17 protein-coding genes, 1 tRNA gene and 1 pseudogene are annotated in these 20,860 nt (G+C 69.5%); 2 read left to right on the top strand and 17 right to left on the bottom strand.

Translation table 11 applies throughout. The annotated features are described in order from the left end of the window. Nucleotides 1–605: 605 nt before the first annotated feature. The 14 genes from ABZ915_RS30905 to ABZ915_RS30840 form a co-directional block, all read right to left on the bottom strand. Nucleotides 606–1,283, bottom strand: a complete 678-nt coding sequence (locus tag ABZ915_RS30905; RefSeq protein ID WP_361810032.1) for a protein-tyrosine-phosphatase — start codon at nt 1,281–1,283, stop codon at nt 606–608. Continuing rightward, nucleotides 1,280–1,927 (bottom strand): L-threonylcarbamoyladenylate synthase, encoded by a 648-nt coding sequence (locus ABZ915_RS30900; RefSeq protein WP_361810030.1) that lies wholly within the window; start codon nt 1,925–1,927, stop codon nt 1,280–1,282. Before ABZ915_RS30900 ends, ABZ915_RS30905 begins: the two co-directional genes overlap by 4 nt. A 52-nt stretch (nt 1,928–1,979) precedes the next feature. After that, nucleotides 1,980–2,819, bottom strand: coding sequence for a peptide chain release factor N(5)-glutamine methyltransferase (prmC, locus tag ABZ915_RS30895; protein WP_361810028.1), 840 nt, complete (start codon nt 2,817–2,819; stop codon nt 1,980–1,982). Between the two features lie 96 nt (nt 2,820–2,915). Then, nucleotides 2,916–3,992 (bottom strand): peptide chain release factor 1, encoded by a 1,077-nt coding sequence (gene prfA / locus ABZ915_RS30890; protein WP_361810026.1) that lies wholly within the window; start codon nt 3,990–3,992, stop codon nt 2,916–2,918. 112 nt (nt 3,993–4,104) lie between these two features. Further along, on the bottom strand, nt 4,105–4,329 hold the full coding sequence (gene rpmE, locus ABZ915_RS30885) for a 50S ribosomal protein L31 (protein ID WP_014675000.1): 225 nt from the start codon (nt 4,327–4,329) through the stop codon (nt 4,105–4,107). A gap of 147 nt (nt 4,330–4,476) precedes the next feature. Further along, entirely contained in the window at nt 4,477–5,607 is a 1,131-nt protein-coding gene (locus tag ABZ915_RS30880; protein ID WP_361810024.1) for an LCP family protein, read from the bottom strand. 205 nt (nt 5,608–5,812) lie between these two features. Next, nucleotides 5,813–7,528, bottom strand: a complete 1,716-nt coding sequence (locus ABZ915_RS30875) for a trypsin-like serine protease (protein WP_361810187.1) — start codon at nt 7,526–7,528, stop codon at nt 5,813–5,815. 244 nt (nt 7,529–7,772) lie between these two features. Next, entirely contained in the window at nt 7,773–9,839 is a 2,067-nt protein-coding gene (gene rho / locus ABZ915_RS30870; protein WP_361810022.1) for a transcription termination factor Rho, read from the bottom strand. Between the two features lie 405 nt (nt 9,840–10,244). After that, nucleotides 10,245–11,174 carry a homoserine kinase gene (gene thrB, locus ABZ915_RS30865; RefSeq protein ID WP_361810020.1) on the bottom strand — a complete coding sequence of 310 codons (930 nt, stop codon included), beginning with the start codon at nt 11,172–11,174 and terminating at the stop codon, nt 10,245–10,247. 431 nt (nt 11,175–11,605) lie between these two features. Beyond that, nucleotides 11,606–12,664 carry a threonine synthase gene (gene thrC, locus ABZ915_RS30860; protein WP_361810018.1) on the bottom strand — a complete coding sequence of 353 codons (1,059 nt, stop codon included), beginning with the start codon at nt 12,662–12,664 and terminating at the stop codon, nt 11,606–11,608. Between the two features lie 6 nt (nt 12,665–12,670). Further along, nucleotides 12,671–13,969 (bottom strand): homoserine dehydrogenase, encoded by a 1,299-nt coding sequence (locus ABZ915_RS30855; RefSeq protein ID WP_361810185.1) that lies wholly within the window; start codon nt 13,967–13,969, stop codon nt 12,671–12,673. A gap of 172 nt (nt 13,970–14,141) precedes the next feature. Then, a complete protein-coding gene (lysA, locus tag ABZ915_RS30850; RefSeq protein ID WP_361810016.1) occupies nt 14,142–15,533 on the bottom strand; it encodes a diaminopimelate decarboxylase in 1,392 nt (463 codons plus the stop codon). A gap of 15 nt (nt 15,534–15,548) precedes the next feature. Next, a complete protein-coding gene (gene nrtL, locus ABZ915_RS30845; protein ID WP_361810014.1) occupies nt 15,549–16,529 on the bottom strand; it encodes an ArgS-related anticodon-binding protein NrtL in 981 nt (326 codons plus the stop codon). A gap of 87 nt (nt 16,530–16,616) precedes the next feature. After that, nucleotides 16,617–17,126 (bottom strand): response regulator, encoded by a 510-nt coding sequence (locus ABZ915_RS30840; protein ID WP_361810012.1) that lies wholly within the window; start codon nt 17,124–17,126, stop codon nt 16,617–16,619. Between the two features lie 118 nt (nt 17,127–17,244). On the opposite strand from ABZ915_RS30840, the gene ABZ915_RS30835 reads away from it, so the two are divergent. Then, nucleotides 17,245–17,316 (top strand) — tRNA-Arg (locus ABZ915_RS30835). A 338-nt stretch (nt 17,317–17,654) separates the two neighbouring features. Continuing rightward, complete coding sequence (locus tag ABZ915_RS30830; RefSeq protein ID WP_361810010.1) at nt 17,655–18,263, top strand: hypothetical protein; 609 nt, start codon at nt 17,655–17,657, stop codon at nt 18,261–18,263. Between the two features lie 75 nt (nt 18,264–18,338). Here ABZ915_RS30830 and ABZ915_RS30825 read toward each other — a convergent pair whose 3' ends face one another. The 3 genes and pseudogenes from ABZ915_RS30825 to repSA all read right to left on the bottom strand — a co-directional run. Further along, nucleotides 18,339–19,712 carry a tyrosine-type recombinase/integrase gene (locus ABZ915_RS30825; RefSeq protein ID WP_361810008.1) on the bottom strand — a complete coding sequence of 458 codons (1,374 nt, stop codon included), beginning with the start codon at nt 19,710–19,712 and terminating at the stop codon, nt 18,339–18,341. Then, nucleotides 19,709–19,882, bottom strand: a complete 174-nt coding sequence (locus ABZ915_RS30820; protein WP_361810183.1) for a helix-turn-helix domain-containing protein — start codon at nt 19,880–19,882, stop codon at nt 19,709–19,711. The genes ABZ915_RS30825 and ABZ915_RS30820 overlap by 4 nt, the downstream gene beginning before the upstream one ends. Nucleotides 19,883–19,893: 11 nt before the next feature. After that, nucleotides 19,894–20,511 (bottom strand): annotated as a pseudogene (gene repSA, locus ABZ915_RS30815) (replication initiator protein RepSA); the annotation flags it as partial. Between the last annotated feature and the right edge of the window lie 349 nt (nt 20,512–20,860).

The following is a 20,860-nucleotide window of genomic DNA, read 5'->3' as shown; positions in this document are numbered from 1 at the left end:
GCCCCGGCGGGGTTCAGGGGGCGGAGCCTCATCAAGGTCGTAGGGGCGCAGCCCCAGCAGGGTTCAGGGCGCACAACCGCTGACGGGGTGCAGGGGCGAGCCCCGCAAGGCTTCGGGGGCGTAGCCCCGCCGGACTCAGGGGCATCCCCAGCGGGGTGCGGGGACGCAGCCCCGCAGGGGTGCAGGGGCGGAGCCCCGCGGAGGTTCGGGAGCACAGCCCCGCCGGACTCAGGGGCATCCCCAGCGGGGTGCGAGGGCGCAGCCCCGCAAGGGTTCGGGGGTGCAGCCCCGCCAGCCTCGGGGGCGCAGCCCCGGCAGGGCTTCGGGGGCGCAGCCCCGCAGGGGTTCTGGGGCGCAGCTCCGCAGGGGTTCTGGGGCGCAGCCCCGCAGGGGTTCTGGGGCGCAGCCCCGCAGGGGTTCTGAGGCGCAGCCCCGCAGGGGTTCTGAGGCGCAGCCCCGCAGGGGTTCTGGGGCGCAGCCCCGGCGGGGTGCAGGGGCGGAGCCCCGCGGGGGTTCAGGGGGCGGAGCCCCCGGCGGGGTCGAAGGGGCGGAGCCCCTGGGGACGGGAATGGGTAGGGGCGGCGGGGGCGGACCCCCTGCGGGTGCTACGCCCGCGCCGGTACCCCCGTCAGCGCCGTCACCACCGGGTCCAGCGCCTCGTGTATCTCGTCGCCGATCGAGCGGAAGAAGGGCAGGGGCGCGCCGTACGGGTCGTACACCTCGTCCGCCTCCGCGGTCGGGGCCAGCAGCCACCCCCGCAGCGCCGCCGCCGCCCGGACCAGCGCCCGCGCACGCGCGACCAGCCCGTACTCCAGCGGAGGCAGCGTCGCCGGGTCTATGGCCCGCACCAGGCGGGTGAACTCCTTCAGGGTGAAGGTGCGCAGGCCCGCAGAGTGCCCCATGGAGATCACCTGCGCCCGGTGGTCCCGCGTAGCGGTCAGCACCAGGTCCGCCATGATCACGTGCTCGTCCAGCAGCTCCCGCCCGACGAAGCCGGAGGCATCCGCGCCGAAGTCGGCCAGGACCGCCTCCGCGTTGGCCTCCATCGGCGCGCCCTCATGACCCCAGGTGCCCGCGCTCTCCACGATCAGCCCGCCGCCCAGTACGCCGAGCCGCTCCGCCACGAAATGGCGGGTCAGCCGCTCGGTGATCGGCGAGCGGCACACGTTGCCGGTGCTGACGTGGAGGATGCGGAAGGTGTCGCGCGGAAACCCGAACGTCGTCGTCTCTTCCGCGTTGTATCCACCGCCGCCTATGCCACGCCCCGCGTCAGGGGCCGTCAATTCGCCACCTCGAGGTCGGGTACGACCTTCCGCAGCTCGTCCGGTGAGATCGCGCCCTCGCGCAGCAGCAGCGGCACCTCGCCGGTGACGTCGACGATGGACGACGGCACGTTGCCGGGGGTCGCCCCGCCGTCGAGGTAGACGGAGACGGAGTCGCCCAGCATCTCCTGCGCGGCGTCGCAGTTCTCCGGCGCCGGGTGGCCCGTGAGGTTCGCCGACGACACGGCCATCGGACCGACGTCCGTCAGCAGCTCGATCGCGACCGGGTGCAGCGGCATGCGCACGGCCACCGTGCCACGGGTGTCCCCCAGGTCCCACTGGAGGGACGGCTGGTGCCTGGCGACCAGCGTGAGGGCCCCCGGCCAGAACGCGTCGACCAGCTCCCAGGCCAGCTCGGAGAAGTCGGTGACGAGACCGTGGAGCGTGTTCGGGGAGCCGATCAGCACAGGGGTGGGCATGTTGCGGCCCCGGCCCTTGGCGTCGAGCAGGTCGGCCACCGCCTGCGAGGAGAACGCGTCGGCGCCGATGCCGTACACGGTGTCGGTGGGCAGCACCACGAGTTCGCCCCGGCGGACGGCGGACGCGGCCTCGCGCAGACCGGTCGCGCGGTCGGTCGCGTCATTGGTGTCGTATCGCCGTGCCATGTCTAGCGGGCCTCCTCGTACACGTGGTGCTGGTGGTGGTGGGTCGTGGTGGTCACGGCAGCGCCTTGCGCGCGGTCGCGAACCGGGGACGGTTGTTGAGGTCCGGGTGGTCGGCCGCGTCGGCCCAGCCCCGCTCCTCGGTGAAGATCCACGGCACCTGTCCGCCCTGCGTGTCGGCGTGCTCGATGACGACGACACCGCCGGGCCGCAGCAGCCGGTGCGCGGTGCGTTCCAGTCCGCGGATGAGGTCGAGGCCGTCCTCCCCGGAGAACAACGCCAGTTCGGGGTCGTAGTCGCGGGCCTCGGGGGCGACGTACTCCCATTCGGTGAGCGGAATGTAGGGCGGGTTGGAGATGACCAGGTCGACCTGGCCGTCGAGGTCGTGGAAGGCGTCCAGGGCGTTACCCTGGCGCAGGTCGACCCTGGACCCCTCCACGTTCTTGCGGGTCCACTGGAGCGCCTCCTCGGAGAGCTCCACGGCGTGCACGCGGGAGCGCGGGACCTCCTGGGCGAGGGCGAGCGCGATGGCGCCGGATCCGGTGCACAGATCGACGATGCACGGCCCGACCACGTCCATGGCGCGTACCGCGTCTATGGCCCAGCCGACCACGGACTCGGTCTCGGGCCGGGGTACGAACACGCCCGGCCCGACCTGGAGTTCCAGGTACCGGAAGTAGGCCCGCCCGGTGATGTGCTGGAGCGGCTCGCGCTGCTCGCGCCGGGCGATGACCTCCCAGTAGCGGGCGTCGAAGTCGGAGTCCTTCACCGAGTGCAGCTGGCTTCTCTTCACCCCGTGCACGAACGCGGCGAGTTCCTCCGCGTCGTTGCGCGGCGAGGGCACGCCGGCGTCGGCGAGCCGCTGGGTGGCCTGCGCCACCTCCGCGAGCAGCACGCTGCGGGGGCTTGGGGGTCGCCCCCCAAAATCTTGCTGCACGCTCGTCCTCCGGTGTTCAGTACTTCGTCACGTGCGTGACCTGCGTAACGTGCCTTACGCGGCCGCGAGCTTCGCCGCCGAGTCCGCGTCGACGCAGGCCTGGATCACCGAGTCGAGGTCGCCGTCCAGTACCTGGTCCAGGTTGTACGCCTTGAAGCCGACACGGTGGTCCGAGATGCGGTTCTCCGGGAAGTTGTAGGTGCGGATCTTCTCGGAGCGGTCGACGGTGCGGACCTGGCTGCGACGGGCGTCGGCGGCCTCCCTCTCCGCCTCCTCCTGCGCCGCGGCGAGCAGCCTGGAGCGCAGGATACGCAGTGCCTGCTCCTTGTTCTGAAGCTGGCTCTTCTCGTTCTGGCAGGAGGCGACGACTCCGGTCGGCAGGTGCGTGATGCGCACCGCGGAGTCGGTGGTGTTCACGGACTGGCCGCCCGGTCCGGAGGAGCGGTAGACGTCGATGCGGAGGTCGTTGGGGTTGATCTCCACGTCCACCTCCTCGGCCTCGGGGGTGACGAGGACACCGGCGGCGGAGGTGTGGATACGGCCCTGGGACTCGGTCGCGGGCACCCGCTGCACGCGGTGCACACCGCCCTCGTACTTCAGCCGGGCCCACACGCCCTGGCCTGGCTCGGTGGCACCCTGGCCGCCCTTGGTCTTCACCGCGACCTGGACGTCCTTGTAGCCGCCGAGTTCGGACTCGGTGGCGTCGATGATCTCGGTCTTCCAGCCGACGCGCTCCGCGTAGCGCAGGTACATGCGCAGCAGGTCACCGGCGAACAGGGCGGACTCGTCGCCGCCCGCGCCCGCCTTGATCTCCAGAATGACGTCCTTGTCGTCACTCGGGTCGCGCGGGACGAGCAGCAGGCGCAGCTTCTCGGTGAGTTCCTCGCGCTGCTTCTCCAGCTCCTTGACCTCGGCCACGAAGTCCGGGTCGTCGGCGGCGAATTCGCGCGCGGTGTCGATGTCGTCGCCGGTCTGCTTCCAGGAGCGGTACGTGGCGACGATCGGGGTGAGCTCGGCGTAGCGCTTGTTCAGCCTGCGCGCGTTGGCCTGGTCGGCGTGGACCGACGGATCGGCGAGCTTCGTCTCCAGGTCGGCGTGCTCGGCGACGAGTTCCTCGACGGCCTCGAACATCTTGGGCTCCTGATACTGCGGGGTGAGGGCTGGCGGGCGACCAAAAACGCCGGTCCCGGCGCGGCGCCCTCCGGGGAGGGGACGCGGCCGTGGACCGGCGGATTGGGGCTCGCTACTTCTTGGAGCCGGCGGCAGCCTTGCCGAAGCGGGCCTCGAAGCGGGCCACACGGCCACCGGTGTCGAGGATCTTCTGCTTGCCCGTGTAGAACGGGTGGCACTCGGAGCAGACCTCGGCCCGGATGGTGCCGGACTCGATGGTGCTACGGGTGGTGAACGACGCCCCGCAGGTGCAGCTGACCTGCGTCTCGACGTATGCGGGGTGGATGTCGCGCTTCAAGGTGTCTCCTAGGTTTCGGGAGGGCACCGGGTCGCTTCCGCGGGGTGCGGCGGCGTGAACCGGGGCCGACGTACCAGTCTGCCAGGACTGGGGCCATCCCCCAAAACCGGGGGTTCGCGTTTTCTATTCCCCGGGGGTGCGGTCCCCCTACGAGGACGTCACGACGCCCTTGGCCTCGCCCGTCGCCGTGCCCTTCACGGCGCTCGCCGGGATGGGCTGGTCGTTCTTGAGGGCCGTCCACACCTGCTTGGCCTTGGTCTGCTGGACGATGACGCGGTTGGGGTTCGCGGGGTCGTACTGGACCGGCATCGTGACCATGTGCATGTGCGAGGAGCTGATGCCCTTGAGGCCGTCGGCGAAGTCCGACAGGGAGTTCACCGAGCCCAGGTCGGAGTCGGCCGTGACGGCCTTGGTCGCGGTGTCGGCGAGGTCGAGCAGCTTCTTCGGGTTGGTGAAGACGCCGATGTGCTTGACCTGGTCGACCAGGGCCTTGACGAAGGCCTGCTGGAGCTGGATGCGGCCGAGGTCGGAGCCGTCGCCGACGCCGTGCCGGGTGCGGACCAGGCCGAGGGCCTGCTGACCGGTGAGCTGGTGCGCGCCGGCCTTGAGGTCCAGGTGGCTCTGCGGGTCCTTGATGTTCTTGGTGGTGGTCACCGGGACGCCGCCGAGCTCGTCGATGAGCTTCTGGAAGCCGGCGAAGTCGACCTCGAGGTAGTGGTCCATGCGCAGGCCGGTGAGGGTCTCCACGGTCTTGACGGTGCAGGCGGCACCGCCGGTGGAGTACGACTCGTTGAACATGACCCCCTTGGCCGCGGGGTGGGTGGCGCCCTTGGTGTCGGTGCACTCGGGGCGGTCGATGAGGGTGTCGCGGGGCATGGAGACCACGGCGGCCTTCTTGTGGCCCTTGTAGACGTGCACGATCATCGCCGTGTCGGAGCGGGCGCTGCCGTCGTCGGTGCCGCCGCCGAGCTTCTTGTTGGAGCCGGAGCGGGTGTCCGAGCCGAGGACCAGGATGTTCTCGGAGCCGTTGTCGGCCTTGGCGGGCCGGTCCGTGCCGAGCGCCTGGTTGATGTCGACGCTCTTGATGTTGCCGTTGAGCTTGAAGTACACGTAGCCGATGCCCGTGCCGCCCAGCACCAGCACACCGCCCGCGGTCCAGGCGGTGATCAGCAGCGCTTTGTGGCGCTTGCCGGGGGCCTTGCGGCGGCGCCCCTTGGCTCGGCGGCCCTTCGTGCCGGGCTCGGTTATCGCGGGCTCCGGCGTGCTCTCGGCAGACATGTGCTCCTCGAATTCTCGTCCGGTCGGTTACCCCCTGTTTTCAGGGACAGGCCTGGTCTTTCGACCCTTACCGCACCATCGTCGCTCCGCCTGGTCAGACGGGGAAACTCGGCAAAGGGTTGCACAACGGACTGTGCCCACCGCGCACGACGGTGGGCACAGTCCGTAGCCGGGCGAGCGGGACACCACCCGCTCACCTGCGGGTTCAGCCGAAGATGTCGTACTTGTCGAAACCGGTACCGACCGAGACACGTGTGGCAAAGATCTCGCTGGTCGCCTTGCCGGTGCCCTTGTACAGGTACAGCGTGCCGCCGGGCGTGCGGGCCAGGAAGTCCGCCTTGCCGTCGCCGTTCACGTCACCGATCGCGTCGAAGGCGTTGTACGTCGTACTGCTCCACGTGCGGACCTTGACCCGGGTGGAGAACGCCCCGGTGCCCGACTTGCCGGTGCCCTTGTACAGGTACACGTCGCCCGTGCTGCTCTGGCGTGCGAGCAGGTCGGCCTTGCCGTCGCCGTTGAAGTCGCCGTGGCCGCGTACCGAGTTGTACTGGTTCCAGCCCGTGCCGACCTCCACGCGGGCGGCGAAGCTGCCGTTGCCCTTGCCCGGGTAGAGCCACATCGTGCCGCCGGAGTCGACGGACAGCAGGTCGGGCAGGTAGTCGCCGGTGAGGTCGCCGGGGGCGATGACGCGGGTGCGGGTCTTCCAGTTGTCGAAGATCTGCTGCGTGGACCAGGATCCGCTGGAGACCACGTAGTGGGACCAGAAGACGGCGCCGGTGGTGCTGTCGCGCACGATCAGGTCCTGGTAGCCGTCACGGTCGAGGTCGGTCTGGAGGACGACGTTGACGCCGCTCCAGCCGCCCCAGGACTGGCGGGCGCCGAACGCGCTGCCCGTGGAGTCCTTCTCGTAGCCGGTCTTGGTGGAGGACTCGCGCACCCACAGGTCGGCCTTGTGGTCACCGCTGAGGTTGGTGTCGTCGATGCGCGGGTAGGCGGCGCCGACGTACGTGCTGGCCTTGGTGAAGACGCTGTAGGAGCCCTTCGCGACGCAGTCCTTCACGCCCCAGGAGACCACGCCCACGATCCGGTTGTTCACGATCAGCGGGCCGCCGGAGTCGCCGTTGCAGGAGGCGGTGGTGCCGGTGTCGCTGCCGGTGGCGGGCTTGCCCGCGCAGACCATGTGGCCCTTGACGAAGTCCGTGCCGTAGGCGCCGGCACAGGTGCTGTCCGACTGGATGGGCAGCGTCGCCGTCTTCAGCGTGTCGGAGATGTCCTGGCTGGTGGAGCTGGTGCGGCCCCAGCCGTACAGCTTGGCGTTGGTGCCGGCGGCGTACGAGGTGGTGTCGCCGGAGGTCGTCATCCGGATCGGCGTGGCCTTGATCGCGACCGGCAGGGTGAGCACGGCGAGGTCGTTGTCGATGGTGGCCGCGCTGTACGACGGGTGGTTCCACTGCCGCCAGACGCCGGTGGCGGTCCCGCCGTGCAGGTCGGTGTTGCCCGCGTCGTCGGTGGTGGCCAGCTGGGAGGTGCCCGTGATGACGGTGCCGTGGGTGTGCCAGTCGTAGCCCTTGGCGCAGTGCGCGGCGGTGAGGATCTTCGTCGGCGCGACGACGGCGCCGCCGCAGAAGAAGCCGAGGTCGTCGGTCTTGTCGGTGGTGCCCTTGTCGTCGTAGTACCAGAGCTGGGCCATCCACGGCGCCGAGGTGACGGTGGTGTCGGTGCCGCCGATGATCTTCGGGTCGGCGGTGGCGGTGTTCGTGCTCGCGCTCAGGGACGACTTGTTCGTCGTCTGCCCCGGGGTGTCGTCACCGGCGAGGGCTCCCGCGACCCGCTTCTCCAGCTCACCGAGCGACGGCGAGCTGATGGCCGGCTTGACCGTCGGTGTCGGCGGAGTGGTGGCCGCACCGGCGGACGAGGTCATCACCGCGGCGGTGACGGCCGCGGCCACACCGGCGGCGGCGAGGGGAAGGACGATGCGTATCCGGCGTCTGTGCCGGCCGCTGCCGGGCGTGGCTGTGCTCAAGGGAGTCCCCAGGGAGGCAAGAGGTGGAAGGGACGCATGATGCGTCCCTTCCTACACAGCGCCAAAAGGCCGCCCCCCGTCACTCGTGTGACGGGGGGCGGCCCGGAAAAACGCCTGGCGAGGCCCTGAGCGAGGCCCTGCCTCAGTCTCCGTTGCCGGGGGTCGGCGTCGTCTTCTGGATCTGCATCAGGAACTCGGCGTTCGACTTCGTCTGCTTCATCTTGTCGAGCAGCAGCTCGACCGCCTGCTGCTGGTCGAGCGCGTGCAGCACCCGGCGCAGCTTCCAGACGATGGCGAGCTCGTCGCTGGCGAGCAGGATCTCTTCCTTACGGGTGCCGGACGCGTCGACGTCCACCGCCGGGAAGATGCGCTTGTCGGCGAGCTTCCGGTCGAGCTTGAGCTCCGCGTTGCCGGTGCCCTTGAACTCCTCGAAGATCACCTCGTCCATGCGGGACCCGGTGTCCACCAGGGCGGTGGCGAGGATGGTCAGCGAACCGCCGTCCTCGATGTTGCGGGCCGCACCGAAGAAGCGCTTCGGCGGGTACAGGGCGGTCGAGTCGACACCACCGGACAGGATGCGGCCGGAGGCCGGCGCGGCCAGGTTGTACGCACGGCCCAGACGCGTGATCGAGTCGAGCAGCACGACCACGTCGTGGCCCAGCTCCACCAGACGCTTGGCGCGCTCGATGGCGAGCTCGGCGACCGTGGTGTGGTCCTCGGCCGGGCGGTCGAAGGTCGAGGAGATGACCTCGCCCTTGACCGACCGCTGCATGTCGGTGACCTCTTCCGGACGCTCGTCGACGAGGACGACCATCAGGTGGCACTCGGGGTTGTTGTGCGTGATCGCGTTGGCGATCGCCTGCATGATCATGGTCTTGCCGGTCTTCGGCGGGGCCACGATCAGACCGCGCTGGCCCTTACCGATCGGCGACACGAGGTCGATGATGCGGGTGGTCAGCACGCCCGGGTCCGTCTCCAGGCGGAGGCGGTCCTGCGGGTAGAGCGGGGTCAGCTTGTTGAACTCCGGGCGGCCACGGCCGTGTTCGGGCGCCATGCCGTTGACGGAGTCCAGACGGACCAGCGCGTTGAACTTCTCGCGCCGCTCGCCTTCCTTGGGCTGACGGACCGCGCCGGTGACGTGGTCGCCCTTGCGCAGGCCGTTCTTGCGGACCTGGGCGAGGGAGACGTACACGTCGTTCGGACCCGGCAGGTAGCCCGACGTACGGATGAAGGCGTAGTTGTCGAGGATGTCCAGGATGCCCGCGACGGGGATCAGGACGTCGTCCTCGGCCACCTGCGGCTCGGCGATCTCGTCGCGGCCACGACGGCCACGGCGGTCACGGTAGCGGCCGCGACGGCCCCGGCGACCGCCGTCGAAGTCGTCGTCGTCCTGCGGACCGGCGTTGCGGTCCTGACGGCCGCCGCCCTGCTGCTGCCCCTGCTGCTGGCGGTCCTGACGGTCCTGTCGGTCCTGACGGCCGCCGCCCTGGCCCTGCTGCTGGTCGTCGCCCTTGCCACCACGGCGGTCGCCGCGGTCGCGGTCCCGGCCGCGCTCGCGGCGGTCGCGGCGGCCACGGCCGTCGCCGTCACCGGCGTCACCCTTGGCGGCGTCGCCCTGCGGCTGAGCCTGCTGGGCGGGCGTCTCGGCCTTGGGCTCGCTCTTCGCCTCGGCGGCGATCGTCTCGGTGCCGTTGCTCGCCGGGGCACCCGCCTCGGCGGTGGCACGGCGACGGCGGCGCTCGGTCGGGGCGTCGTCCCCACCACGCTCGGCCTCGCCGCCACGGGCGGTGTCCCCGGCAGGCTGGCCGGGAATCTCGATCTGCTGCTGGGCCACGGCCTTCTCGGCGGGCGCCTCGGCGGCCTTGGCGGCCTTCTTCTCGGCGGCCTCATCGCCCGTACGGGCCTTGGAGGTGGCCCGGCGCTTCGGCTTGGCCTCGGCGGGGGCGTCGGCCTTGGCGGCCGGGGCGGCGCCGCCTCCCGCCTGCGCCTCCTTGATGACCTCGATCAGCTGGCTCTTGCGCATACGCGCGGTGCCCCTGATGCCGAGGCCGGATGCGACCTGCTGCAGCTCGGCCAGCACCATGCCCTCGAGGCCGGTACCGCGGCGCCGCCGGGAGCCGGCACCGGTGGCAGGCGCGGAGGCGTCCGTGGCGGGCGCGGCAGCGGTCTCCTCGACACGTGCGCCCATCAGATCGGTGGTGTCGCTCACGAAGGGTCCTTCCCTGGAGCGGACGTCGGCCTGTCTGGCTCGGCGACCGTTTGTGCTGTCCGGCTTCGGTTCTGTCTCTGTGAACCAAGCCGGGGCGGTGGTCCGCCTAAGCGGCGGAGGAAATTTCTGGTGATGGCGCTTCCACGAGCCGTGACACCCAGTGTCACGTGGCGTGGGAGCACCAATTCCGGAGCGTGCCCAGCGGCCCGCTCAGTGCCCGCGTACGAGGTGCTGCCCAGGTACGACGCACGGAACACGGAGTGGCTTGGGAGGATCCCGGAAGAATGTCTGTCCCGGACGGGGACACGAAGCACCTCGCCATGGTGGGGTCGGGTGCAGACTTGAGATTAACACTACCGGATCCAACAAACATTCCCCCTCTCCAAATCCGGCAACCGGACGCTTTTAGATATCACCGGGGTTGGCGAGCGGCAGGACGCTCGCTCCCTGGGCATCCAGGCTCAGCCGGTTGGCGGCCCAGCCGGCCCCCGCCAGCTGTTCCACCTTGTCCGCGGTTCCCGGGTCGGTCAGCGCCATGACGGTGGGCCCGGCGCCGGAGATCACCGCGGGGATCCCGTCCGCCCGCAGCCGCTCCACCAGCGCGGCGCTCTCCGGCATCGCGGGGGCGCGGTACTCCTGGTGGAGACGGTCCTCGGTGGCGGGCAGCAGCAGCTCGGGGCGCCTGGTCAGGGCCTCGACGAGCAGGGCGGCGCGGCCCGCGTTGACGGCGGCGTCGACATGCGGCACGGAACGCGGCAGCAGGCCGCGCGCGGTTTCGGTCAGTACCGGTTTTCCGGGCACGAAAACCACCGGAACGATGGAATCCTTGGGCTCCATCCTGATCGCCCGCGCGGCGCCGGCCTCCATCCAGGAGAGCGTGAAGCCGCCGAGCAGACAGGCCGCCACGTTGTCGGGGTGCCCCTCGATCTCGGTGGCCAGCTCGAGCAACGCGGTGTCGTCGAGCTTGGCCTCGCCGCCTATGGTCACCGCCCGGGCGGCGACGATGCCCGCGCAGATGGCGGCGGAGGAAGAGCCCAGGCCGCGGCCGTGCGGAATGCGGTTCGCGCACACGATCTCGAGGCCGCGCGGCTGGCCGCCGAGCAGGTCGAAGGCGGTGCGCAGGGAGCGTGCGAGGAGATGGCTCTCGTCACGCGGCAGCGTCTCGCTGCCCTCCCCCGCGATGTCGATGTGCAGCCCGGAGTCGGCCACCCGGACGACCACGTCGTCGTACAGCCCCAGCGCGAGGCCGAGGGCGTCGAAGCCCGGGCCGAGGTTGGCGCTGGTGGCGGGGACGCGCACCCGGACGGCGGCGGCGCGGAAAGCTGGACCGGCCATCGCTCGATGACTCTCCTTGAGCTGCGTGATGGTCGAATGACATTCGATAGGTACGTGAAGGCCCTCCGGCCGCGCAGACGGCGCGGCATCCTGCCATATGCGGGGCATATGCAGTGGGCGGGTTGACTACAGCCTATCGAAGGAAGGTTCTGTGGCGACATAGGGCGCACAGGAGGCGCACGATGCGTGTCGTGGGCCCCTTGTGCCCCCTTCCCAGGGAGTCCCCAGGTTCAGACGCCGCGGGGAGCCGCCGGGTTGCCCGGTGCGGGCGGGTTCTCCGGCGGATCCGGAGCGGGTCTCTGCGGATCCTCGGGTCTCCGCGGATCCTCGGGTCTCCGCGGATCCTCAGGTCTCCGCGGATCCTCAGGTCTTCGCGGATCCTCAGGTCTCCGCGGATTCTCGGGCGAGGCCGAGCCGGGATCCACAGGCCCTCAGGCGAGGCCGAGCCGCTCGGCGGCCGTCGCGGCGTCGACCGGGACGGTGACCGGCTGCGGGGCGCCCGCGACGGCCCAGTCGGGGTCCTTCAGGCCGTTGCCGGTGACCGTGCACACGATCCGCTGCCCCGGGTCGACCTTGCCCTGCTCGGCCGCCTTCAGCAGACCGGCCACGGACGCGGCGGACGCGGGCTCCACGAAGACGCCCTCCTGCGCGGCCAACAGCCGGTAGGCGCGCAGGATTTCACGGTCCGTCACCTCGTCGATGAAGCCGCCCGACTCATCTCTCGCCGCCAGTGCGTACTCCCAGGAGGCGGGGTTGCCGATGCGGATCGCGGTGGCGATGGTCGACGGGTCCTTGACGATCTCGCCGCGCACGATCGGGGCGCTGCCGGAGGCCTGGAAGCCCCACATCCGGGGGGTCTTGGAGGCGACGCCGTCCGCGGCGTACTCCGTGTACCCCTTCCAGTACGCGGTGATGTTGCCCGCGTTGCCGACCGGCAGGACGTGTATGTCCGGGGCGTCGCCCAGCATGTCCACGATCTCGAAGGCGGCCGTCTTCTGCCCCTGGATGCGCACCGGGTTGACCGAATTGACCAGCGCCACAGGGTAGTTCTCGCTCAGGGCGCGGGCGAGCGTGAGGCAGTCGTCGAAGTTGCCGTCGACCTGGAGGATCTTCGCGCCGTGGACGAGGGCCTGGCCCATCTTGCCGAGCGCGATCTTGCCCTGCGGCACGAGCACCGCGGAGACCATCCCGGCGCGCACCGCGTAGGCGGCCGCGGAGGCAGAGGTGTTGCCCGTGGAGGCACAGATGACGGCCTTCGCCCCCTCCTCCTTGGCCTTGCTGATGGCCATGGTCATGCCGCGGTCCTTGAAGGACCCGGTGGGGTTCGCGCCCTCCACCTTCAGGTGGACCTCGCAGCCCGTGCGCTCGGAGAGCACCTGCGCGGGCACGAGGGGCGTGCCGCCCTCGCGGAGCGTCACGACCGGCGTGGTGTCGGATACCGGCAGCCGGTCCCGGTACTCCTCGATGATTCCGCGCCACTGGTGGGTCATTGCTGGTTACTCTCCTTCAACCCGCATGATGCTGGCGACACCCCGCACGGTGTCGAGCTTGCGCAGCGCCTCGACGGTCCCGGTCAGGGAGGCGTCGGACGCAATATGGGTGACGACGACGAGGGAGGCCTCACCGCCACCGTCCTGTCGTCCCTGCTGCCGAACGGTATCGATCGACACCCCGTGCTCGGCGAACACCGTGGCCACCTGGGCGAGAACGCCCGGTTTGTCGGCGACGTCGAGGCTGATGTGGTAACGCGTGACGACATCGCCCATGGGCGAGACCGGCAGCGCGGCGTACGCCGACTCGCCGGGCCCGGTGGAGCCGCTGAGCCGGTTGCGGCAGACGGCGACGAGGTCGCCGAGCACGGCGGAGGCGGTGGGCGCGCCGCCGGCGCCGGGACCGTAGAACATCAGCTGCCCCGAGGCGTCCGACTCGACGAACACGGCGTTGTAGGCGCCGCGCACGGAGGCGAGCGGGTGGCTCAGCGGGATCATCGCCGGATGCACGCGCGCGGTGACGGAGGCGCCGTCCTTCGAGCGCTCGCAGATGGCGAGCAGCTTGATGGTGCAGCCCATCCTCTTGGCGGAGGCGAAGTCGGCCGCCGTCACCTCGGTCATGCCCTCGCGGTAGACGTCGTCGAGGCGCACGCGCGTGTGGAAGGCGATCCCGGCGAGGATGGCGGCCTTGGCGGCGGCGTCGAACCCTTCGACGTCGGCAGTCGGATCGGCCTCCGCGTACCCCAGGGCGGTGGCCTCGTCGAGCGCCTCCTGATACCCGGCGCCGGTCGAGTCCATCTTGTCGAGGATGAAGTTCGTCGTCCCGTTGACGATCCCGAGCACCCGGTTGACCTTGTCGCCGGCGAGGGACTCGCGCAGCGGCCGGATCAGCGGGATGGCACCGGCGACGGCGGCCTCGTAGTACAGATCCTTGTCGTTCGCCTCGGCCGCCGCGTGCAGGGCGGCGCCGTCCTGGGCGAGGAGGGCCTTGTTGGCGGAGACGACGGAGGCGCCGTGCTCGAAGGCGGTCGTGATGAGCGTACGGGCGGGCTCGATCCCGCCGATGACCTCGATGACGACATCGAGGTCGCCGCGTTTGACGAGGGCGGTGGCGTCGGTGGTGACGAGCGCCGGGTCGATGCCCTCGCGCACCCTGGAGGGCCGCCGCACGGCCACGCCCGCGAGCTCCACCGGAGCACCGATGCGGGCGGCGAGGTCGGCGGCGTGCGTCGTCATGATGCGCGCCACCTCTGAGCCGACAACCCCACAGCCCAGCAGCGCCACCTTCAGCGGACGCGTACGCATCATCCGACCTCGTTTCCTCATACCGTCTACGGTTGGACCAGTCTCACTCACCGGACGGGACTTTCTATCCCATGTCCGGATCGTGAGACATCTATTTCATTTCGAGGCGCGGGAAAGACCGTAGATCTTCCGGCCCCGCCCTCTCGTTTCGTTTCCGGTCGTTCCCGGGCCCTCACCCGACGTCGAGCCGCAGGAGGTCCTCCTCCGTCTCGCGGCGCACGATCACCCGGGACTCGCCGTCGTTCACGGCGACGACGGGCGGCCGGAGGACGTGGTTGTAGTTGCTGGCCATGGACCGGCAGTACGCCCCCGTCGCCGGGACCGCGATCAGGTCACCCGGTGCCAGGTCGGCGGGCAGGAACGCGTCCTTGACCACGATGTCCCCGCTCTCGCAGTGCTTGCCGACCACGCGCGCGAGCATCGGCTCGGCGTCGGAGGTCCGGGAGACGAGGGCGACGCTGTACTCGGCGTCGTACAGCGCCGTGCGGATGTTGTCGGACATGCCGCCGTCGACGGAGACGTACGTCCGCAGCCCGTCGAGGGGCTTGATGGTGCCGACCTCGTACAGCGTGAAGGCGGTCGGCCCGACGATGGCACGGCCGGGCTCGACGGAGATACGAGGCGTCCGCAGCCGGGCGGCCTCGCACTCACGGGTGACGATCTCGGTAAGCGCCTTGGCGATCTCGTGCGGCTCGCGGGGATCGTCGTCACTGGTGTAAGCGATACCCAGGCCGCCACCGAGGTCAATTTCAGGCAATTCCACGCCGTGCTCGTCCCGGATGTCCTTGAGCAGCCCGACGACCCGGTGCGCGGCGACCTCGAACCCGGACATGTCGAAGATCTGCGACCCGATGTGGGAGTGGATCCCGATCAGCTCCAGCCCGTCGAGCTGAAGGGCCCGCCGCACGGCTTCGGCGGCCTGCCCGCCCGCGAGCGGAATCCCGAACTTCTGGTCCTCGTGGGCGGTGGCGATGAACTCGTGGGTGTGCGCCTCCACGCCCACGGTGATACGGATCTGCACCCGCTGCCGCTTGCCCAGGGACTGGGCGATGTGGGCGACACGGACGATCTCCTGGAAGGAGTCGAGCACGATACGCCCCACCCCCGCCTCGACGGCCCGCCGGATCTCGCTCTCGGACTTGTTGTTGCCATGGAAGGCGATGCGGTCGGCGGGCATCCCGGCGGACAGGGCGGTGGCCAGCTCCCCACCGGAGCAGACGTCGAGGTTGAGGCCTTCTTCGTGCAGCCACCGCACGACGGCACGCGAAAGGAAGGCCTTGCCGGCGTAGAACACGTCGGCGTCGGCTCCGAAGGCGGTACGCCAGGCACGCGCGCGGGCCCGGAAGTCGGCCTCGTCGAGGATGTAAGCGGGGGTGCCGTACTCCTCGGCAAGGGTCTTGACGTCCGTACCGCCGACGGTGACGACCCCGTCGGCGTCCCGGGTGACGGTCTGGGCCCACACCTTCGCGTCGAGGGTGTTGAGGTCGGTGGGCGGAGCGGAGTAGTGCCCCTCGGGAAGAACGTCGGCGTGGCGGGGCCCGGCGGGGTGTGCGGAACGACTCATCTTGGGCGAGCTCTTTCAGAGGTGGTCGGGTGCGTCGATACCGAGCAGGGACAGGCCACCGGCCAGCACCGTCCCGGCGGCTTCGGCGAGGGCGAGCCGGGCACGGTGGGCGGCCGAGGGTTTCTCCTCGCCACGCGGGAGCACGGTCAGCAGGAAGGGCAGCGCGGCATCGGCGACGGTGACGAGGTGCCGGGCAAGACGGTCCGGGGCACGGTGGGTGGCGGCCGCGGCGAGGATGCGGGGGTGGTCGGCGAGGGCGGTGACGAGCACGACGGCGTCCGTGTGGTCGGGGTCACCGGGTGCTGCGCTGAAGCCGAGACGCACGGCATTACGGGTCAGAGCCCGGGTACGGGCATACGCATACCGGACACGGAAGAGGGGATTGCCCTCACGCTGGACCAGATGATCGGCGGTGATCCGGGGCCGGTCGTGCGGGGCGGGATGGAGCAGGGCCCACTGGGCGGCGTCGGGCCCGAGCGGGGCGGGATCCTCCGGGGCGGGCACGGGCCGCAGATTCACCGGCTCGCCGTGCTCCACTTCAACACGTCCCCCTTGGGTGGCGACAATCCGCACGACCGCATCGGCGATGACCTCGGCCCGGACGTCGTACGGCACGCGCAGGGTGACGACCTGCCCGGCCAGCACGTCACTGTGCCCGTAGGCCGCCCCCCGCTCGCGCACGTCCCGTACGAGGTGGGCCGTGGGATCGGCGTCGGGCCTCAGGCTGATGTTGAGAAACCCCGGCCCGGTGACGACGACGTCCTCGACCCCCGCCACGCTCACGAGATGCGGCCGCAGTATCTCGGCGACCCGGAGCGGCGGCTGCCCTGCCGGCCGGGCGAGCTGAAGCGCGATGTTGGTGGCGTAGTCCCCACACCCGCCCGGCCCGGGAGGCGTGACCACGACCCGCTCCGGCACGGTGACACTCAGCTCCCCTTCATCGACGGCACGACGCACCGCGTGCAACACGGTGCGGGAGAGCTCGACGGGGGTCACGGGACAAGGGTAGGGGAGGAGGGGGGTGGGTAGGCGAGCTGGTTTGGGCCGGTGTCCCGCGATACGGACACGCCCGCTTTCCCTGCCCTACCGCTCCTGATACTCCTGCCGCTCGTGGTGCGGATGCCGATCACCGGGCTCGGCGTCCCCGCCCACCGCCACCGTGTCAGCCCTCCCCCGGTCGATCAACCGCCGGACGAGCTGCACGAGCTCGGCGGGCTCGAAGGGCTTGGCGAGGAAGGCGTCGACCCCGGCATCGAGACCGGCCTCGACCTCGTACGGCGTACAGGCACTCACGATGGCCAGCGGAAGGTCATGCGTCCGCGGATCGGCCCGCAACCGCTCGGCGGTCCGCAGCCCGTCCAGACGGGGCATGACGACGTCCAGCGTCACGACATCGGGCCGCACCTGATGAACGACATCCAGACACTCGGCACCATCGGCCGCGGTCACGACCTCGAGCCCCTCCAGCTCGAGATTGACCCTGATCAGCTGCCGGATGACCTTGTTGTCGTCCACAACAAGCACCCGACCCGACGCGCCTGGCACAACTCGAGAGTAGGTCCGGACCGGCCACCGCGTCCGGGTTTTCCCCACTTCCACCCCGTCCGAGCGACGCGCCCGTTCCCGGCCCCCGGAAACCCGTTCATGGACACCCCATCAGAGCTGGTAGTGTTTCACCCGTCGCCAGGAGCAAACAGCTCCCGACCGACACGCCCCCGTAGCTCAGGGGATAGAGCAACGGCCTCCGGAGCCGTGTGCGCAGGTTCGAATCCTGCCGGGGGCACCCTGTATGAGGTGCCCAAAGACCCCGACACCAGCGGAAACGCTGAGGCCGGGGTCTTCTTGTATGTGCAGGCGTATGCAGCGCTGAGCGGCCCTATGTCGGGGTCTGTGGACTATTCGTGGACAGGATCTTGAGGCGTCTGCCCTGGTCAGCTGCACAAACCGAGCAGCCGCCCACATGTCCACAGGCCGCGTACCAGACGTCAACGACAGGGAGGTCGCCGGCAACGCCACACAGCGGCTCCCTCCTCGGCGATGCCAGGGATTGCACCGAGCCAGGCAGGCGGGTTGGCTACCGTCTGATCGTCAGGGGAAGTCAGTAAGTCCCAGGGGGTGGGGATGTCGAGCGGGACCTTCTCTGTGATCGTTGCGAGCGTTGGCGTATTCGGCACGCTGGCCTCAGCAGTGATCACTCAAGTGCTCGCGCAGCGTGCCGAATCGGCAAGATCGGAGAGGGAGAAGCAGGTCCGTATCGCGGAACAGCGAGCTTCTGAAGATCAGCGGAAGATCGATCAACTCCGAAACTGCTACGTTCAACTGAACGCCAACGATCGCTACTACAGAGATGCGATGCTGGCGTACGCCTACGCGCTCAAGTCGGGATCAGCCGACGCAGAAGCAGCGGAAGTGAATACTGCGCGGCGCGCCCAACGGGACACCCGCGCTGAAGCTCAGCTGGTGGCAAGCGACGCAGTACTAAAGATCGAGAGCCGCGTGAACGCCCAGCTCACGACCGCCTACAGGGACCTGATGGACGCAGCGGGCGAGTCGGACTCATCCGCTCGTCAGGCGAAACTCAGCCGCGTCATCCCTCGCCTGAACTCACTCACCGCGCAACAAGGACACGTGCGAGCACTCATGCGCGTTGAGGTGCGTGCCACTGAAGAACTCCCAGACTGGTACGACCCCGAGATCGGGCCAGCAGCGCATTGGCAACACAGCCACTGATCATCTACAGCCGACGTTGTGAAAGGCGCAGGCCCCCCGGAGAACCCGAGGGGCCCACGCCTGGCACAGCAGTGATCACTCGTACTCGCGCAACAGCTCCTCGATCTTGCGGTTAGCGATCTCTCGCCGACCGCCGATGCACTTCGCGTAACGGCTCAGCAAGACCTCGACACTGTTACCAGCACGCTCGGCAACCTCGGTCGGGTCGACGCCGGAGTTCAGCCACGTCGACAGCGCCGAATGCCGCAGGTCGTACGGACGTGCGGCAAGTGGCGAGGCGACAGCAGCCGGCGGCAGCGCCAGCGCCCGCGCCTCCTGCCACACGCGGTAGTACGTCGAGGAGCCAACCACTCCCCCGCGTTCGTTGGTGAACAACCGCCCGTCCGTCGCACTGCCGAACGTTTCGAGGTGCTGACGAAGGATGGTGACGAGCTGGGGCGGGATCGGTACGAGTCGGACCTCCTCCGTCGGCCGGTTCTTCAGGCCCCGGTGGTCGTGGGTCTCGCCAGAATCCGTCCACTGCTTCCCGACACTGGGGCGCGTCCGGTTCAGCAGGGCTGTTCCCCAGCCGATCTCTGGCAGCTTCAGGTCCGCTATGGCGAGTCCTACAGCCTCAGCGGGGCGGAAGGCCCCGTAGTACATGCAGGCGAACAGGCCGACGAGCCGACGACCACGGGCCCGGCCATAGCCACCGACATACGAGACAGCAGTCAGCAGGGCCCGAGCCTGCTCCGGATTGGCCACCACTCGGGGATCGACTTCCCCGGCCACCTTCGGCTTCTTCCAACGGATACCGGTGATCGGGTTTTCGCTGAATTCTCCAAGGTCGACCGCATAGTGCAGCGCGTTGACCAGGGTCCGACGCTTACGCCGAACGGTTTCCGCAGCTGCCGCCGTACCGTCGAGCTTCAGTTTGAGCGAGTCCAGGACTGCCCTACCGATCGCAGCGTCACCGAGGTCGGAGAGAGGACGCGATGCCTTGGCCGCCCAATGCAGCGTGTTCGCGATTTCGGTCGGCAATTCGCGATCACTAGGACCCGGCAGGACGAAAGCCCAATTCCGTAGTGCCTTCCTGAGCAGATCGTCAGACGGCCGCCCCGGACGATCATCGAGAAGTAACACGGTGACGGCCGTCAGCGACTCGTTGATCCCGTTGCGCGTGTTCGGCGCAGCGTGGGGCCACTTCATGGCGAGGTACCTCAGAGCGAATGCGTACCAGGTAGTCGAAGGCGCCTTCACAACCATCGAGTCAGGCAAACCCGTGCCCGTGTCAAACTCTTCGCCGTCACGGGCGGCTCGAAGGAGCTTGGCCCGGTAATGGTCCGCCAGCCCCTTCGTACGGAACTGTTCGGAGAACACGTTACCGGCGACCGTCCACCTGACGTCATAAGACGACTTCTTGGTGTTCCTCTTCCGGACACCCCACACCTTCACGTCGAGAGACTTCACGCCGTGACCCGCTCTCGGGCATTCAGCCATGCATTGAAGTCGCTGCGCCACACCCGCAATTCCCCGTTGGGCAACTTGAACGCCTGGGGTGCGTCCCCCAACTCACGCCAGCGATAGAAGGTCCGACGCGAAATTCCCTTGAGTTCTGCGCAGACCTCCCGAACGGTCATCAGCTCGTCTTTCACGTCAACACTCCTTCCTGGCTGAGTTGGTCACGTAGGGCTTCACGGGCGGTCTCGCGGTTGAGCTGGAGGCCACGCGCGATCGATGCGGCGAGGGCGGATTCGCCGGGGGTGTGGCCGTGGCCGGCGTACTGCCAGTCAGCGAGGACGAGGACGGTGTCCGGCTCGCGGTCGTCGAGGCCGAGCACGGCGTGTTCCTGTGCGGCTCGGTAGTCGGCACGTGCCTGGCGGAGGGCGCCGAGGGTGGTGGAGTAGCGCCGGGACTTGGACGAGAAGTGCCCGTGGAAGCCGAGCATGTGAGCCCAGGCCCACAGGCGACGATCCGGGTACAGCGCGTCGAGGTCGCGGCATGCGGTGATCAGGCGGCGGGCGTGGTCGGGCACGCCGTGGCGGTCGAGTTCGGACATCTCGCCAATGCGCCGGTCGAGGGTGCCCGTGCTCTCAGCCGCTTTGGTCGCGTACTTGGCGACGTAGGAGGCAACGGCCTGCTCGGTGAGGTCAGAGCCGTCCCCAAACGCCTTCACGGGCCGCACGTCGAGTTGACGGCCCCATTGGAAGGTGCGGGCCGGTTGGTCCCCGGCGGCCGGCACGGTCACGCTGCAGGTGTGCTGAGCTGCCGTAGCAGTCACTCCGCGTGGCGGCCATGGGGTGAGGGCGAGCTGGCTAACGTCACGGTACACCGCTGGTCCAGGACGGCTCTGGATCTCCGCTCCGCGTCGCGGTTGCCACTGACTATGTGGACGAGCAGCCACGGTCGCGGGTACTCGGCACCCATGACCCACACAGATGGCTAGGACACAATCGCTCTCCGGAGCGCCGTTGCGAACGGCAGCCATGACAGCCACGGATGCCTCGTCATCACCGACCAGCAGCCGCAACAGGTGCCCGCCATAAGACCGCACCGAGGTCCGAGGCCGCGGAGCTGCCGAGTGGACCGCGCATACCGCCCGGCAGAGCCCCCGTCAA

It is taken from the genome of Streptomyces sp. NPDC046915, from assembly GCF_040644935.1.
GTDB lineage: Bacteria > Actinomycetota > Actinomycetes > Streptomycetales > Streptomycetaceae > Streptomyces.
Note: the sequence above shows the minus strand (reverse complement) of the source record. Positions and strands in the feature narration are given on the sequence as shown.